Source organism: Bradyrhizobium sp. 14AA, assembly GCF_054185205.1.
In genome coordinates, this window is sequence record NZ_JAVAYM010000006.1 from 59,883 (window position 1) to 75,311 (window position 15,429).

Below are 15,429 nucleotides of genomic sequence, written 5' to 3' on the forward strand. Positions count from 1 at the left end.
GCTTAAGCTTCAAGCTCAGTGTCGTCCCGGCCTGCGCCGGGACGACAGTGGCGAATGCGGCGCCAGCGCCCCCTAAATCCCCAGCATCATCTTCGCGATGATGTCGCGCTGGATCTCCGACGTGCCGCCGAAGATCGTATACGCCCGGCCGTTGAGATATTCCGGCATCACCGTCAGCATCTCCTCGGGCGTCGCCGGCTCGTGGTTGAGCTTGTAGAGCGGGCGCATCGGTTCGACCGCGAGGGCGTCGTGGCCGATCACGTCGGCCCCGAGCCGCGTCACGGCCTGGCGGATCTCACTGTTGCGCAGCTTCAGGATCGACGAGACCGCGCCGGGGTTCTGTCCGGTCTGCAATGCCGAGAGCACGCGCAGCTCCGTCATCTCCAGCGCGTCGATGTCGACCTCGACCTCCGAGATGCGCGTCGCAATGTCGGCGCTGTCGATCGCGCGCCCGGTCAAATCCGACTCGGCAAGCTCCGTGATCGCCTTCAGCCCCTCGCGCAGCTTCGCTGACGCAATGCCGGAGCCGCGCTCGAACTCGAGCAGATATTTGCCATAGGTCCAGCCCTTGCCTTCCTCGCCGACGCGGTTGGCGACGGGCACGCGCAAATCGTCGAAGAACACCTGGTTGACCTCATGGTCGCCGCCGATGGTGAGAATGGGGCGCGTGGTGATGCCCGGCGTCTTCATATCGATCAGAATAAAACTGATGCCGTCCTGCTGCCGCGGCCCGTCGCTGGTGCGTACCAGTGCGAACATGCGGTTGGCGTGATGGGCGTGCGTGGTCCAGATCTTGGTGCCGTTGATGATGTAGTCGTCGCCGTCCCGCACCGCGCGTGTCTTCAGCGAGGAGAGGTCGGAGCCGGAGCCCGGCTCGGAATAGCCCTGGCACCAATAATCCTCGCCGGAGAGAATTCGTGGCAAATAGAAGTTTTTCTGCTCCGGCGAACCGAAGCCGATGATGACGGGCCCGACCATCTTCACGCCCATCACGTTGACATTGGGCACGCCGGCGCGCGCGGATTCGGTCTCGAAGATCCAGCGCTGCGCCGGCGTCCAGTTCGGTCCGCCATGGTCGACCGGCCAGCCCGGGGCGCCCCAGCCGCGGCGGTGCAGCGCGCGCTGCCAGGCCATGCCGATGTCAGGGTCGGAGAACACCGAGGGCGTCAGCGCGGTCGCGCGCTTCATTTCCTCGGTGAGATTCTCGGCGATGAAATCGCGCACCTCGTCCTGGAAGGCGCGCTCCTCGGCATTGAACGACAGGTCCATGATGCGCTCCTGTTCAGGCAGGTTGGGTGGTGCGGCCAAGCCGGGCGTGGCGGGCATAGTGGTGCGCGCTGCCGCCGAACAGCGTGTCGAAGGCGACGAGCCGCTTGAAATAGGCGCCGACCTCGAGCTCCTCGGTGACGCCCATGCCGCCGTGAAGCTGGATCGACTGCTCGCCTATGAAGCGTGCGCATTTGCCGATCTTCGCCTTCGCACCCGACGCGGCCCGTGCCCGCTCGACCGGCGCGCTGTCTGCCTTCAGCGCAGCGCGTAGCGCCATCGAACGCGACTCGTCGACCTGCATCGCCATGTCGGCGAGGCGGTGGCGGATCACCTGGTTGGCCGAGAGCGGTCGGCCGAACTGTTTTCGAATCTTGGTGTATTCCAGCGTCGTCTCCAGCAGCGTCTGCATGATGCCGACGGCTTCCGCGCCTAACGCCGCCATGGCGCGATCGACCGCCCATTCGATTGCGGGCAGCGCGTCGTGGCCGCCGCCGAGCAGGGCGTCTTCAGGAAGATGCACATCGGTCAGCTCGATGTTGCAGGCGCGTCCGCCGCCGAGCCGCTGATAATCGCTGATCGCAACACCAGGCGCCGTCGCCGGCATCATGAAGAGGCCTATCCGCCCCGAAGGCCCGTGATGATCGTGAACATGCGCGGAGACGATGATCTCGTCGGCGGCGTGTCCATCGAGCACAGCGATCTTGCTGCCGGAAAGACGCCAGCCCTGCGCCGTCTTGTTGGCGGCAGTCGTAACCTTGGCAAGATCGAACCGCGCCGCGCGCTCGGAATGCGCGAAAGCGAGCTTCAACGATCCGTCCGCGACCTTCGGCAGCCTCGCCTGCTTCTGCGCCGTGCTGCCGCACTTCTCGATCAGTGCAGCCCCCAGCACGACCGTCGCGACATAGGGCTCGGACACCAGCCCGCGGCCAAAGGCTTCCATCAAAATACCGGTCTCGACCGCGCCGCCGCCGAGCCCGCCAAACTCTTCCGCAATCGGCAGCGCCAGCCAGCCGAGCTCGGCGAACTGTTTCCACACCGCCGGACTGAAGCCGAGCGGATCGTTCGCCATCTTGCGGCGGTGATCGGCATCGTAGCTTTCGGCCACGAAGCGCTCCGCGCTCTCGCGCAGCAGGCGTTGCTCGTCACTGAGATTGAGATCCATCGCAACTACTCCGCGGCCGCCGGCGGCTTGCGCACGGAGGGATGCAGGCCGGATGGATCGACCACCATGCCGAACTCCTGAAGGTTATGGGCGTGGCAGAGCTGATGCAGCGCAAAGGCCTGGTCGATCGCAGCGGGCTGGCCCATCACGTCGACCGAGCGATTGACGGCCTCCTTGGTCAGCTTCAGCGCGAAGGACGGCTTGTTTGCGATCCGGCGTGCCAGCTCCAGCACGCGCGCCGACAGCTCCGCGCGCGGCACCACCTGGTTGACCATGCCGAGCTGGTGCGCCACCTCGGCGCTCCAGCTGTCGGCCGTGAACAAAAACTCCTTGGCCTTGCGCGGGCCGAGCTCCCAGGGATGCACGAACCATTCGACGCCGCAGACGCCCATGGTCACCACGGGATCGCAGAACTGCGCATCGTCACTGGCGACGATAAGGTCGCAGGCCCAGGCCAGCATCAACCCGCCGGCGATGCACTTGCCGTGCACTTCTGCAATGGTCGGCTTGGCGAGGTTGCGCCAGCGTCGGGTGATCTGGAGGTAGATTTCCTGCTCGCGTGCGAAGCGGCCGTGGGCGTTGGGCTCAGCAAAGCCGCCCCAATTTCCGATCGGCGGAAAGTCGACGCCGGCGGCATTCTTGCCGCCGGGACGCAAATCGTGGCCGGACGAGAAATGCGGACCGTTGCCTGCGAGGATGATCACCTTGACCGCATCGTCCTGCACCGCCGCATCGAAGGCGGCGTTGAGGTCGTAGGTCATCTGCAGGTTTTGCGCATTGCGCGCCTCGGGCCGGTTCATCACGACCCGCATGATCGCCGGCTCCGGCCTCTCCACGAGGATGGTCTCGAACGAGCTCATGGCGCTTCCCTTGGCGTTTGTTTTGCCCGAGTTGACAATGTCGGCCGGTGATAGGCAAGAGGCTTGCGTCAGCCGGCTGCTTTTCGCGCCTCCAGAGGTCTGGCGCCTCGCGTGTCCCATCTGGTAGTTTGCGCCAGATTCCACCGGGAGAAATTTGATGCGCAAGATCCTGACCGTGCTGGCGGCGCTGGCCTCGCTGAGCCTCACCAATTGCGGCTACAACGCGATCCAGGGCGAGGACGAGCAGATCAAGGCCAATTGGTCCGAGGTCGTGAACCAGTACCAGCGCCGCGCCGATCTCGTGCCCAACCTCGTCAACTCGGTGAAGGGCTTTGCCCAGCAGGAGAAGGACGTGCTGCTCGGGGTCACCAATGCGCGTGCCAAGGTCGGCAGCATCCAGGCGACGCCCGAGGTGCTGAACGATCCCGCGGCGTTCCAGAAATTCCAGGCCGCGCAGGGCGAGCTCTCCAGCGCGCTGTCGCGCCTTCTCGTCGTCACCGAGAACTATCCGCAGCTCAAGTCGGATGCGCTGTTCAAGGATTTGATGTCCCAGCTCGAGGGCACCGAGAACCGCATCACGGTGGCGCGTAACCGCTACATCAAGGCGGTGCAGGATTATAACGTCACCATCCGTTCATTCCCGAGCAATCTCACGGCAATGATGTTCGGCTACAAGGAGAAGCCGAACTTCTCGGTCGCAAACGAGAAGGAAATCTCGACCGCGCCGAAGGTCGATTTCAACCCGGCACCCGCGCCGTCGAAGTAAGTGCGTTCGGCCTCGATGCGAACCACACCAGCCACTGTCATTCCCCGCCACCGGGTCTCGCCTTTGGCGAGCCCGATGACAGGCTCCGGCGGGGAATCCAGTACGCCGCGGCTTCTCGGTAGCCCGCTGGCGTCTCTGGAATACTGGATCGCCCGGCCAAGCCGGGCGATGACAGCGAGGTTGTGGCTGGTTTGTTCGGCCTTCTCCTCGCGTATTGCCTTGGCCGTCGCGCTTGTCCTCATCTTCGCGTTCACGTCTGCCGCCTCCGCCGACGTCGCCGTCCCCCAACTCACCGGCCGCGTGGTCGACCAGACTGGCACGCTGTCCAGCGGCGACATCGCCGCGCTCACGCAAAAACTGCGGGACTTCGAGACGCGCAAGGGCAGCCAGGTCGCCGTCCTGATCGTGCCGACCACGCAGCCGGAGACGATCGATCAGTTCTCGATCCGCGTCGCGGAGGCCTGGAAGATCGGCCGCAAGAAGGTCGACGACGGCGCGATCCTCGTCGTCGCCAAGAACGACCGGCATCTGCGCATCGAGGTCGGCTACGGCCTCGAAGGTGCGCTGACCGACGTCACCTCGCGGCGCATCATCGACGAGATCATCACGCCGAAGTTCAGGAGCGGCGATTTTGGCGGCGGCATCACAGACGGTGTCGACCGCATGATCCGCGTGATCGACGGCGAGCCGCTGCCGGTTCCCTCGCCCAGCGTGAACTTCGGCAATCTGGACGATCTCGCGCCGCTCTTCATCGTGACGCTGTTCGCTTCCATCGGGGTCGGCGGGTTCTTCCGGGCCATGCTCGGGCGGCTGCTCGGATCGTTCGTGACCGGAGGCATCATCGCGGCGCTGACCTGGTTCATTCTCGGATCTGTCGCACTCGCCCTCGCGTTGGGCGGTCTCGGCTTCATCATCGGATTTGTCGCTGATCTGTTTTCGGCGATCACGCCGGGCACAGGCCGCTCGCGCGGTGGCTCGTGGTCGAGCGGGTCTTCCGGCGGCGGCTGGAGCAGCGGGTCGTCGAGCAGCAGCGACAGCGGTAGCTTCAGCGGCGGGGGCGGCAGTTTTGGCGGCGGCGGCGCCTCGGGGAGCTGGTAGCGGTCATGAGGATCAAGCGCATTGCCAGACATCTCGTGCAGCACCATTGGCGGGCAAAGCAGATCTTCCCGCAAGTCGTGCTCGACCGCATCGAGCAGGCGATCCGGCAGGGCGAGGCTACGCATTCCGGCCAGGTCCGCTTCGTCGTCGAAGGCGCGCTCGACGGCCGCCCGCTGTTCCGCAACCTGCCGGCGCGGGAGCGTGCGCTCGACGTGTTCTCGCATTTGCGCATCTGGGACACCGCGCATAACAACGGCGTCCTGATCTATCTCCTGCTCGCCGATCGCGACGTCGAGATCGTGGCCGATCGCGGCATCCACGCAAAGGTGAGCACCGAGGGGTGGGAGAGAATCTGCCGCGCGATGGAGGCCGAGTTCGCCTCCGGCCAATTCGAGCGCGGCGTGATCGGCGGCATCGAAGCGGTGTCGCGCGAGTTGGCGCGGCACTTTCCGCCGCAGGGCCCGCATGCGAACGAGCTGCCGGATGCGCCGGTGGTGATCTGACGGAGTCTGAATGGCCCGGCTGTTGCGCGGCCGTTCATCTTCGCCCGATTACAAATTGTTTCACGCCCGCCACACCGGTTCCACTTTCCCGGCCAAATTCGGCCCCGGATGACTTCCTAAAATTTCGGTAAGCGGGTCCTCAGGTAAGGATTTCGCAAGCAATGAAAGTTACCAAAAGGTCAACCCAGACTGGAGTATTTGAGCCGTGAGCGAACTAGTGTCCGAGCAGGCTGCCCAAATGACCGGCGAACAGACTGGCGCCGTCGAGGCCGCGACCGTGCCGCCGGCCGTCGAGGCTGCCGTCGGTATCGAGGCCCCCTCGATCGCCCCCGACCATGAGGCGCCGCCCAAAGCGGATGCCCCGAAAGTCGAGCCCCCTCGGATCGAGGTGCCCAAGTTCAACGCCACGCCCGCGGTCGAAGCCAAGGTAGAACCGAAGGCCGAGACCAAGTCTGAGCCGAAGCCCGGCAAGCTCATCGTCATGGCACCCTCGGAACGGTCCTGGGAGCGCGAGGACTTTGCGCCCCATGTGAAGGCGGAGGAGCCGCGCGAGACCGGCAGCAAGCGCCGTCTGTCGGCGATGGCTGCAGTGGTGGCGATTGCCGCGAGCGTCGGCGCGATCAGCGGCGCGCTCGCGACCGCCGGCATGATGCATTTCGCAGGCCCGGCTCCGGCGCAGGTCGCCGACACCAGCGCGCTGGAATCCTCGGTCGCCAAGATCGACGCCGACGTCGTCGCGCTCAAGGCGAATGTCGAGCACACCTCCAAGACCGGCCTCGGCCAGATCAACCGGGCCAATGACCGCCTCGACAAGCTCGAGAAGGCGCAGGCCGAGCCGATGGCCAAGATCGCGAAACTGTCCGAGACCGTCGACAAGCTCCGTGCCACGCCGCCTGCCGCGCCCGCTCAGGCTGCGGCAGCGCCCGCCAAGGAGACCACCGGCTCGATCGCGCCGACCCAGGTTGCGACCGCCGCAGCCGCGCCGGCTCCTGTGCCCGCCGCGCCCAAGACCGAGGTTGGCCGCCTGCCGACGATCGAAGGCTGGAGGCTGCGCAACGCCGCCAACGGCGGTGCGCTGATCGAGAGCCGTGACGGGCTCTACGAGGTCTATCCCGGCGATCCCATCCCCGGCCTGGGCCGCGTCGATGCGATCCGCCGCCAGGATGGCCGCTGGGTGGTCGTCACCCCCAAGGGCCTGATCACCGCACGCTGAGCTGTCGATATTCGACTTTCGAAGAGGCGCTTCACCACCATGTGAAGCGCCTTTTTGCTTGAATAGGCCGGCCAGCGCGGTGTTACTGGAGACATGAGCCGCGCGTTGCGAATTCTCGTTGCTGTCGTCGTGCTGTTCGGCGGCGCGGTTTCGCTTTTTGCCGCCGAGAATGCGCAGCTCGCGCGCGGCACGGCGATCACCGATCCCGATGTCTTGCGCAAGCTTGACGAGCACGATGTGCTGACGATCTCGCGCCTGCTATGGCCGGAGCGGAACGCGAACGTTCCGCTGACGAACGATCTGCTGTTCTCCTGGCTGTCGCAGCTCAAGCAAATTCACCCCGCGATCGATGCCGAGCTTGATCGCTATGTCATCAGGCAGAAGGCGGCCTATCCGACCGAGACCATCGGCGTCGGCGAAGGTTTTGACGTCCAGCTGTTCGATCGGGTCAATCTGAAATCTCCCGACACGCGTTTCGTGCTGGCCGGCATCGTCAATCGCATGGACCGCGCCTATGTCTCCGAAGAGTCCTGCGGAGAGATCAGGCTGATCTACCGTCTCGTGCGTTTCGAGATCAGGCCCGACGGCGGCAAGACCGCGACACGTCTGCCGATGACTTTCAATCTTGTGATGAAGGCGAGAGATGCCCGGCAGACGGATGCGAGCCGCAAGCCGGTCAGCTGCGCCGAGATCGCGCGACGCTGGCTCGACAATGGCGACTGGCAGGGGCTGATCGGTGGTACCTTCTATCCCAGCGACGCCATGCTCGACCGCATCGAGACCAATATCCAGCTCTCGGTCGCAGCGAAATCGGCGCTGCACGATTTCCGCTCCGACTATCTGCTCAAGGTGTTCAAGTACGACGCCGCGACGAAGACGTTCGAGGAATCGACGCTGGAGAACCAGATCGACCGCGACCGAATTCTGGCGGACGAGGCGCTCCGGCGTGATTTCAGGGATTGGCTGCTCGCACCCGATCATCTTCGCGAGTTCGATCGCGGCACCGTGCTGATCCCGGAAAAATTCCTGGCCAGGGCCGCGGTGGTGCCGACGCCGACCGGCCTCGATGCCTCCGCACTGCAGCCGGAATTCGGCATGATGCAGGGGGAAGGCAAGGGCGACCCCGTCTTCACTGACAACGACGTGGTCGGCGCGTTGAAGCAGGCTGCCGCACGCGGTGACATGCAGAACATCCGCTCGGTCGCCGGCTTCCAGCGTCGCCTCAACGACGTCACCTGCTCAGGTTGCCACCAGACCCGCGGCATCGGCGGCTTTCACTTTCCGGGCGTCGATTGGCAGGCGGACAAGCCGTCGAATTCCACGATCGTGCCGGCCTCGCCGCATTTCTTCGGTGACCAGCTCCGCCGCCGCGACATCCTGACCGCGTTCGCCGCAGGCAAACGCCCTGACTTCTCACGCGGATTTGCCAGCCGGCCGCAGACCCGCGGCAGCCCGGAACTCGCCGGCAGCGAATATCAGGACGGCTGGGGCGCGCATTGTTCCCTGGAAGACGCGGGATCGGGAACGCGGGACAAGAGTTTTATGTCATGGAGCTGTGCTAACGGTCTCACCTGTCAGGCGGCCGCGGCCTCGCGCCGGATCGGCATGTGCTTCATCAAGACGCGCTAGGCCGCCTCCATTGGTCTGGATGACCCATGACGCACACCAGCGAAGCCGACAAGGAGCGCAATCGCGAGATCGCGCGCAATGAGGAAGCCAAGCAGGTCACCGGCAGCATCCGCGTCAGCACCTGGGCGGTCGCGGTGGCCGTTCTCGTCGGCGGCATCCTGTTCACGCTCGGCTGGCTGTCGCTGAGGTAGCCGCACGCTCCTTCGTCGTGCCCAGGTTTGTCCCTCAAGATCGTGGATGGCCGGGACAAGCCCCAGCCATGACGACGCTGATGGTTTAGCGCTAGCTTCCTCACTTCGCGTAGTTCGTCATCCGCTTGCCCGGCAACAGCTCATACGCCGGCTTCCAGCCGGGGAGTGCGGCCATGCGGTCGAGCCAGGCGTGGATCGCGGGATGGCTCGTCGCAAAATCGAAGCCGTGCTCGTCGCTGGGATAGTGCAGATAGGCCATCATCGAGATGTCGGCGACGGTCGGTTTCGTTCCGATCGCGAAGGCGTTGTGCTGGAGATGGCCGTCGAGAATGCCGAGGAAATCCTCGAGCCGCCGCCGGAAATGCTTCAGCACCTGCGGATCGTTCTTCTCGGTGAAGGCGCGCATGAAGCGGTAGGTCGCCATGTAGCCGGTGAGCTTGTGGTTGTCCCAGAACAGCCAGCGCAGCAGCTCGAACTTTTCCTCCTCCGTCCCGGCGCCGAAGCGGCCGTACTGCTCGGCAAGCTTCAAGAGGAGAGGCGCCGTCTGCGTCATCTTCACGCCGTCAACTTCCAGCACCGGGATCTCGCCCATCTCGTTGACGGCCTTGCGCCACTCCGCCGTGCGCGTGACGCCGCCACCAAAGTCGGTCCACACCGGCTCGAACGTCTCGCCGCACAGCGTCAGCATCAGCGCCAGCTTGTAGCTGTTGCCGGATTCGGGGAAGTAATGCAGGCGGTAGAGGGGCATGGGACCTCGCGACGACCGTGAATGTTGAAGGGAGCCATTTCCTCGATGTCGTCCCGGCGAAGGCCGGGACCCATAGCCACCGAACGTGGTTTGGCGAGGACTCGGAGTTGGCCAGCTTCGTACGACAACACTCTCTCTGGAATATGGGTTCCGGCCTTCGCCGGGACGACCGCGGTGTGTGACGCGCGCGCTGAGGCTTACCCCACCGCCCCCGACCCGCGCAGCTGCTTGATCGCCGCTTCGTCGTATCCTGCCTTGCGCAAAATCTCGTCACTGTGCTCGCCGACGCCGGGCGGCTTGCGCGGCTGCACCTTTTTGGTGCCGTCGATCCAGATCGGGCTGGAGATCGTGAGCATGGTGTCGTTCTCGAACGGCACCAGCACCTCGTTGTCGAGCATCTGCTTGTCGTTGGGGATGTCGTCCAGAATGCCGACGACGCCGAACACGAGGCCGTTGCCGTCGAGGATCTTTCGCCACTCGGCGAGATCCTTCGTGGCGAATGTGTCGTCCAAAATCTTGATCAGCTCGACCGAGCGGGCGTGGCGATCGGGCTTGGTGGCGAAGCGCGGGTCCGCAATGAGGTCTTCGCGTCCCAGGCATTTGGCCAGCGTCGGAAACTGCTTCTCCTCGTTGAGCAGCGACAGGATCAGCCAGCGGCCGTCCCTGCATTGATAGTGGTTGGCCACCGCATTCAGCGCACGCTCCCGCGGCCGTCGCTCGCCGAACTTGGCGCCGCAGAGCTTGGCTTGGGCCAGCACGCTCGCCGCCCACACCCCGTTCGCCATCAAATTGGAGGCGACGTGCGAGCCCTTGCCGGTCTTCTCGCGCTGATAGAGCGCGGTGACGATCGCGCTATAGAGAGCCATCGCGCAGGGATGGTCGCCCATGCCGGCGACGGAGCGGGCCGGCGTTGTGTCGATGTCGGCGCGGACGAGGTCCATCAGGCCCGAGCGCGCCCAATAGGCGTTGCTGTCGAAGCCGGGCTTGTTGGCCTCCTCGCCCTTTTCGCCGTAACCGGTGAAGGAGGCGTAGATCAGCCGGTCGTTGAGGTGGGCGAGGTGGTCGTAGGTGATGCCGAGCTTGGCGCGCACCGGCGGCGGCATGTTGGTGATGAAGACGTCGGCCTCTTCCACCAGCTTGTAGAGCACGGCCTGCGCCTCCGGCTTGGAGAGGTCGAGCGCGATGCTCTTCTTGTTGCGGGCCTCCAGCAGCCAGGCGAAATTGTGCTCGCCGGTCGGATAGCCCGGCAAATTGGGCAGATTGCGGTAGGGGTCGCCGGCGCCGGGCGGCTCGATCTTGATGACATCAGCGCCGAAATCCGACAGCACGGTCGCGGCCGCGGGCGCTGCGATGAAGCTCGCGCAGTCCAGAACCTTCAGCCCCGCAAAAATGCCATTGTCCATCGCGGCGTTGCTCCCTCGCTCTTGTTGTTTCCCGCGCGCTGGAATTGGCGCAGGGCCCATCGTGGGAGCATTAGACCGATGTTTCGGCGGGATGCAACGGCGCCGGGCGCAGGGCCTCACTCCTCTCCCGCAAGCAACGCCGCGTTGCCGCCGGCTGCCGCCGTATTGATCGTCACGGTCTGCTCGGTCGCGAAGCGGGCGAGGTAGTGCGGGCCGCCGGCCTTGGGGCCGGTTCCGGACAGGCCGTTGCCGCCGAACGGCTGCACGCCGACCACGGCGCCGATCATGTTGCGGTTGACATAGATGTTGCCGACCTGGACGCGGTCGATGATGGCTTCGATGGTGTCGTCGATGCGGGAATGGACGCCGAGCGTAAGCCCGTAGCCGGTGCGCTCGATCGCCTGCAGCACGCGTTCGAGGTTTTCCGCGCGATAGCGCACGACATGCAGGATCGGGCCGAACACCTCCTCCTTGAGCTGGCCGGCGTCCTTGAGCTCGAAGATGTGCGGGGCGACGAAGCAGCCCTCCGGCGTCGTGCCGGCAAGGTGCAGCCGCGCCTCGCTCTTCATCCGCGCGATATGCGCATCGAGACGCTGCTTGGCCTCCTGGTCGATCACCGGGCCGACATGGGTCGCGACATCGCCGGGATTGCCGATCTTCAGTTCACGCGCGGCGCCTGCGATCATCTCGATCATGCGGTCGGCGACGTCCTCCTGCACGAACAGCAGCCGCAGCGCCGAGCAGCGCTGGCCGGCGGAACGGAACGCGGAGGTCACGACGTCGTCGGCGACCTGCTCGGGCAGCGCGGTCGCATCGGCGATCATGGCGTTGATGCCGCCGGTCTCCGCGATCAGCGGCACGATCGGCCCGTCCTTGGCGGCGAGCGTCCGGTTGATCAGGCGTGCAATCTCGGTCGAGCCGGTGAAGACGACGCCCGCGATATCGGGGTGCGCGGTCAGAACGGCACCGACGCGGCCATCGCCGGTGGCGAGATGCAGCGCGCTCCTGGGAATGCCGGCCTCGTGCAGCAGGGCGACGGCCTCGCGCGCGATGCGCGGTGTCTGCTCGGCGGGCTTTGCGACGACGCAATTGCCGGCCATCAGCGCGGCCGTGACCTGGCCGAGGAAGATCGCGAGCGGAAAATTCCAGGGCGAGATCGCGACGAAGACGCCGCGGCCGCGCAGGGCGAGCGCGTTGCTTTCGCCGGTTGGGCCCGGCATCGTCGCCTCGCTGCCGAACAGCTTGCGGCCCTGTGCGGCATAATAGCGGCAGAAGTCGGCGGCTTCGCGCAACTCGGAGAGCGCGTCGTCGAGCGTCTTGCCGCCCTCGGCTTGCAGCAGCGCGATGAAATGGGCGCTCCGGCTCTCCAGCAGATGCGCAGCCTGCTCCAGCGCAGCCGCACGCGTTCCGGCAGGCGTCCGGCTCCAGGCGGCAAAGCCTGCGTGGCTTGCTGCCATCGCCGCGTTCGCCTGATCCGGCGTGGCGTCGGCGATCGGCCTGAGGTCGGCCGTCGCGGTCTTGACGTCAGCGAGCAACTGATCGAGGGCGGCGCGCGCGCCGAATTCGACGCCGCGCGAATTGCGCCGCTCCGGCGCGAACAGGTCGCCCGGCAGCGGGATTTTCGGATGCGCCGCCTGTTGTGGTCGGACGATGGCATCCGCCGGACGCTGCAACAGCGCCGGCACCGGCACGCGATAATCCGCGGCCTGCGCCACGAACGAGGAGTTGGCGCCGTTCTCGAGCAGCCGTCGCACCAGATAGGCGAGCAAATCGCGATGGCTGCCGACCGGTGCATAGGTGCGGTGGGCGATGTCGGGGTGGTCCTTGGCGAGCTGCTCGTACAGCGCTTCACCCATGCCGTGCAGGCGCTGGAACTCGAAGCCGCCGCCGTCCTGCGCAAGCTCCAGCACGGTCGCGACCGTCAGCGCGTTGTGGGTGGCGAATTGCGGGAAGATGCGCGGCCGCAAGGCCAGCAGCTTCGCGGCGCAGGCGACGTAGTTCAGGTCCGTCATCGCCTTGCGCGTGAACACGGGATAGCCGTCGAGCCCGCGCTCCTGTGCGCGCTTGATCTCGGTGTCCCAATAGGCGCCCTTGACCAGCCGCACCATCAGCTTGCGGTCATGCGCCCGCGCCAGCGCATCGACATAGTCGATCACCGCGCCGGCGCGCTTCTGATAGGCCTGGATCGCGAGGCCAAAGCCGTCCCAGCCGGCCAGCGAGGCATCGGCCAGCGTTGCCGCGATCACGTCGAGCGACAGCTCCAGCCGGTCGGCTTCCTCGGCATCGACGGTGAAGTTGAGGTCATGCGCCTTGGCGCGCTGCGCGAGGTCCAGCAGCTGCGGCACCAGTTCACGCATCACGCGCTCGCGGCTGATCGTCTCGAAGCGCGGATGCAGCGCCGAGAGTTTGACGGAGATGCCGGGCCGGTCGGGCAGCGGATGGCCGCCGGCCGCCTTGCCGATCGTTTCGATCGCGCTGGCATAGGCGTCGAAATAACGCATGGCGTCCGCCGCCGTGCGCGCGCCTTCGCCGAGCATGTCGAAGGAATAGCGCGGCCTCTCACCGGAGCGCGACCGTCCCCGCTCCAGCGCCTGCTCGATGGTCTCACCCAACACGAAATGATTGCCCATCAGCCGCATCGCCTGGCGCGTGGCGGTGCGCACCGCCGGCGCGCCGAGCCGCTTCACCAGGCGGCCGATGGTGCCGTCCGGTGTCTCGCCGGGCTGGATCACCCGCGCCGACAGGCCGAGCGCCCAGGCCGAGGCGTTGACCAGGAAGGCGGTGGACTTGGTCTCGTGGTGGATGAAGTCACCCTCGCCGAGCTTGTCCTCGATGAACTGGTCGGCGGTGCGAGCGTCGGGTACGCGCAACAGCGCCTCGGCCAGCACCATCAAGGCGAGGCCTTCCTTGGTCGAGAGCGCGAACTCCCGCAGCATGTCCTCGACGCCGCCGAGCCGGTCGTCGCGCTTGCGGATCGCCTCGATCAGCCGCGTCGCGGTGCGGTCGATCCGCGCCTCCTGCGGCGGGCCGAGATGCGACGCCGGCAGGAGGCGCGCGGCGATCTCGGCATCCTCGGGCGTGTAGGGGGCGGAGAAGGGCGGCGGAATGTTCGGCATGGCGTGTCCTGTGGCTGAAATCCAGGATAGAGCCCGCGTTACCGTAGTTCGATAGACAAATTAGAGATTTTGCCTTAGGAAATGAAGATAGATAGCAGAACGATCTGATAAAATATGGAACTTGATAAGATCGACCGGAAAATCCTCGCGATTTTGCAGGAAGATGGCCGAATCGCCAATGTCGAGCTCGCGGAGCGCATCGGGCTGTCGGCGACCTCGATCGGGGAGCGGTTGAAGCGGTTGCAACGGGAGGGCTTTGTCGAAGGCTACGGCGCGCGGCTCAATCCGCACCGGCTCGGTCTCGGCCTTCTGGTGTTCGTCGAGGTGCTGCTCGACAAGACCACGCCCGACAATTTCGAGCGCTTTGCCCGCGCGGTGAAACTCGCGCCCGAAGTACTGGAGTGTCACATGGTTGCCGGCGGCTTCGACTATCTTGTGAAGGCGCGGCTTGCGGACATGACCGCCTATCGACGCTTCCTCGGCGAGACCCTGCTGTCGATGCCGGGCGTGCGCGAGACGCGGACCTATGCGGTGATGGAAGAGATCAAGCGCGACGCCCCGTTGCCGGTGGGCTGACGAAGTGCCGTCGCGATTGTCATTGCTGCGGCGTTGAACAGCGGTCTTCTCGGCAAAATAGCCTTCCGCGTGCAGTCGCAACGCCTGTCGTCGAATGCACTGACCGTCTTCTAAATTTTTTTGGCCCGCTCCCGGAGCGATCCGGGAGTCAGCAAAGGCCGGCGGGCTTATACTTTGAGGTTCTCTGCGGAGGTCTTGCCCCGGTTTGCGATCTCTTCGTATTCAACCGTCTGCCCCTCATTGAGGGATGACAGACCGGCTTTCTGCACTGCCGAGATATGCACGAACACATCCTTGCCGCCCGACGCAGGCTGGATAAATCCATAACCCTTCGTCGGGTTGAACCACTTGACCGTACCTTTAGCCATCACGTCTTCTCCGCGGGTCTTCCTCCGAGATCTCGAACCGCCAGTCCCCGCCAACCGGCCGGTTCGGTCCTAACAGGATACGCGGAATGTGGCCGGCTTGGTAGCTCAAACCACATCGGCCTTTTGCCGAATTCCGCTCAACTTCGCGGCGTTTTTACCGGTTTTGCCCGTTTCGCGGTCAATTGGCCGCACGCGCCGCATCGTCGGTCAATAAGTCGTGGCCAGGTAATCGACGATCTTGCCGACATCGGCATCGTCGATCGGCGCGCCATAGACCTTGATCATCTTGGTCACCTCGGCCTGCCAGAAGGCCTTCTTGTCCTTCATCGGCGGCTGCGTGTTGATGTAGTCGGCCGAGTGGCAGGCGCTGCAATTGCCCTGCACCACCTCGAGATTGGGTCCGGGCCTGAAGGCGGCGACCTCGTCCGGGAGCTTGTAATTGACCGGTGCCGCCGTCACGGCACCGATGCCGGTGGCGAGGGCGAGCGAGACGGCGAGGAGAGCGGTGCGTTGCATGATCATTCTCC

15 protein-coding genes are annotated in these 15,429 nt (G+C 65.3%); 7 read left to right on the forward strand and 8 right to left on the reverse strand.

The annotated features are described in order from the left end of the window. Positions 1-72: 72 nt before the first annotated feature. Genes RAD15_RS13490 through RAD15_RS13500 form a run of 3 tightly spaced genes read right to left on the reverse strand, consistent with a single transcriptional unit; the run spans position 73 to position 3,291 of the window. Entirely contained in the window at positions 73-1,269 is a 1,197-nt protein-coding gene (locus RAD15_RS13490) for an acyl-CoA dehydrogenase family protein (protein ID WP_458178124.1), read from the reverse strand. Positions 1,270-1,282: 13 nt separating this feature from the next. Then, positions 1,283-2,431: an acyl-CoA dehydrogenase family protein gene (locus RAD15_RS13495; protein WP_458178126.1), complete on the reverse strand. Its 1,149-nt coding sequence runs from the start codon at positions 2,429-2,431 to the stop codon at positions 1,283-1,285. Positions 2,432-2,436: 5 nt separating this feature from the next. Next, positions 2,437-3,291, reverse strand: coding sequence for an enoyl-CoA hydratase (locus RAD15_RS13500; protein WP_458178128.1), 855 nt, complete (start codon positions 3,289-3,291; stop codon positions 2,437-2,439). A gap of 157 nt (positions 3,292-3,448) precedes the next feature. Here RAD15_RS13500 and RAD15_RS13505 point away from each other — a divergent pair, with 157 nt between their 5' ends. The 6 genes from RAD15_RS13505 to RAD15_RS13530 all read left to right on the forward strand — a co-directional run bounded on the left by RAD15_RS13505 (position 3,449) and on the right by RAD15_RS13530 (position 8,691). Further along, positions 3,449-4,057 (forward strand): LemA family protein, encoded by a 609-nt coding sequence (locus RAD15_RS13505; RefSeq protein ID WP_458178130.1) that lies wholly within the window; start codon positions 3,449-3,451, stop codon positions 4,055-4,057. Positions 4,058-4,225: 168 nt separating this feature from the next. Further along, the gene (locus RAD15_RS13510; protein WP_458178132.1) at positions 4,226-5,155 is read left to right on the forward strand and encodes a TPM domain-containing protein; all 930 of its coding nucleotides are present in this window, start codon (positions 4,226-4,228) and stop codon (positions 5,153-5,155) included. 5 nt (positions 5,156-5,160) lie between these two features. Further along, positions 5,161-5,658, forward strand: coding sequence for a TPM domain-containing protein (locus RAD15_RS13515; RefSeq protein ID WP_458178134.1), 498 nt, complete (start codon positions 5,161-5,163; stop codon positions 5,656-5,658). A gap of 217 nt (positions 5,659-5,875) precedes the next feature. Continuing rightward, positions 5,876-6,871, forward strand: coding sequence for a hypothetical protein (locus RAD15_RS13520; protein WP_458178573.1), 996 nt, complete (start codon positions 5,876-5,878; stop codon positions 6,869-6,871). A 93-nt stretch (positions 6,872-6,964) separates the two neighbouring features. Further along, positions 6,965-8,500 carry a hypothetical protein gene (locus tag RAD15_RS13525; RefSeq protein WP_458178135.1) on the forward strand — a complete coding sequence of 512 codons (1,536 nt, stop codon included), beginning with the start codon at positions 6,965-6,967 and terminating at the stop codon, positions 8,498-8,500. 26 nt (positions 8,501-8,526) lie between these two features. Further along, positions 8,527-8,691 carry a hypothetical protein gene (locus RAD15_RS13530; protein WP_458178136.1) on the forward strand — a complete coding sequence of 55 codons (165 nt, stop codon included), beginning with the start codon at positions 8,527-8,529 and terminating at the stop codon, positions 8,689-8,691. Between the two features lie 100 nt (positions 8,692-8,791). On the opposite strand, the gene RAD15_RS13535 is transcribed toward RAD15_RS13530, so the two are convergent. From RAD15_RS13535 to putA, 3 genes are all read right to left on the reverse strand, one after another. Then, on the reverse strand, positions 8,792-9,439 hold the full coding sequence (locus RAD15_RS13535; RefSeq protein WP_458178137.1) for a glutathione S-transferase family protein: 648 nt from the start codon (positions 9,437-9,439) through the stop codon (positions 8,792-8,794). Between the two features lie 197 nt (positions 9,440-9,636). Then, the gene (locus RAD15_RS13540) at positions 9,637-10,842 is read right to left on the reverse strand and encodes a CaiB/BaiF CoA transferase family protein (protein ID WP_458178138.1); all 1,206 of its coding nucleotides are present in this window, start codon (positions 10,840-10,842) and stop codon (positions 9,637-9,639) included. A gap of 116 nt (positions 10,843-10,958) precedes the next feature. Further along, positions 10,959-13,958 carry a bifunctional proline dehydrogenase/L-glutamate gamma-semialdehyde dehydrogenase PutA gene (putA, locus tag RAD15_RS13545; RefSeq protein WP_458178139.1) on the reverse strand — a complete coding sequence of 1,000 codons (3,000 nt, stop codon included), beginning with the start codon at positions 13,956-13,958 and terminating at the stop codon, positions 10,959-10,961. 114 nt (positions 13,959-14,072) lie between these two features. Between putA and RAD15_RS13550 the strand changes: the two genes are divergently transcribed. Continuing rightward, complete coding sequence (locus tag RAD15_RS13550; RefSeq protein WP_458178140.1) at positions 14,073-14,534, forward strand: Lrp/AsnC ligand binding domain-containing protein; 462 nt, start codon at positions 14,073-14,075, stop codon at positions 14,532-14,534. Positions 14,535-14,701: 167 nt separating this feature from the next. Here the strand turns inward: RAD15_RS13550 and RAD15_RS13555 are convergent, their stop codons facing one another. Beyond that, complete coding sequence (locus RAD15_RS13555) at positions 14,702-14,902, reverse strand: cold-shock protein (RefSeq protein WP_008134691.1); 201 nt, start codon at positions 14,900-14,902, stop codon at positions 14,702-14,704. A gap of 207 nt (positions 14,903-15,109) precedes the next feature. Continuing rightward, entirely contained in the window at positions 15,110-15,418 is a 309-nt protein-coding gene (gene sorB, locus RAD15_RS13560; protein ID WP_458178141.1) for a SorB family sulfite dehydrogenase c-type cytochrome subunit, read from the reverse strand. Positions 15,419-15,429: the final 11 nt, after the last annotated feature.

Coding starts and splice junctions, on each gene's coding strand:
- RAD15_RS13490 (WP_458178124.1), bottom strand. CDS start 1,269: ATGGACCTGTCGTTCAATGCCGAGGAGCGCGCCTTCCAGGACGAGGTG.
- RAD15_RS13495 (WP_458178126.1), bottom strand. CDS start 2,431: ATGGATCTCAATCTCAGTGACGAGCAACGCCTGCTGCGCGAGAGCGCG.
- RAD15_RS13500 (WP_458178128.1), bottom strand. CDS start 3,291: ATGAGCTCGTTCGAGACCATCCTCGTGGAGAGGCCGGAGCCGGCGATC.
- RAD15_RS13505 (WP_458178130.1), top strand. CDS start 3,449: ATGCGCAAGATCCTGACCGTGCTGGCGGCGCTGGCCTCGCTGAGCCTC.
- RAD15_RS13510 (WP_458178132.1), top strand. CDS start 4,226: ATGACAGCGAGGTTGTGGCTGGTTTGTTCGGCCTTCTCCTCGCGTATT.
- RAD15_RS13515 (WP_458178134.1), top strand. CDS start 5,161: ATGAGGATCAAGCGCATTGCCAGACATCTCGTGCAGCACCATTGGCGG.
- RAD15_RS13525 (WP_458178135.1), top strand. CDS start 6,965: ATGAGCCGCGCGTTGCGAATTCTCGTTGCTGTCGTCGTGCTGTTCGGC.
- RAD15_RS13530 (WP_458178136.1), top strand. CDS start 8,527: ATGACGCACACCAGCGAAGCCGACAAGGAGCGCAATCGCGAGATCGCG.
- RAD15_RS13535 (WP_458178137.1), bottom strand. CDS start 9,439: ATGCCCCTCTACCGCCTGCATTACTTCCCCGAATCCGGCAACAGCTAC.
- RAD15_RS13540 (WP_458178138.1), bottom strand. CDS start 10,842: ATGGACAATGGCATTTTTGCGGGGCTGAAGGTTCTGGACTGCGCGAGC.
- putA (WP_458178139.1), bottom strand. CDS start 13,958: ATGCCGAACATTCCGCCGCCCTTCTCCGCCCCCTACACGCCCGAGGAT.
- RAD15_RS13550 (WP_458178140.1), top strand. CDS start 14,073: ATGGAACTTGATAAGATCGACCGGAAAATCCTCGCGATTTTGCAGGAA.
- RAD15_RS13555 (WP_008134691.1), bottom strand. CDS start 14,902: ATGGCTAAAGGTACGGTCAAGTGGTTCAACCCGACGAAGGGTTATGGA.
- sorB (WP_458178141.1), bottom strand. CDS start 15,418: ATGCAACGCACCGCTCTCCTCGCCGTCTCGCTCGCCCTCGCCACCGGC.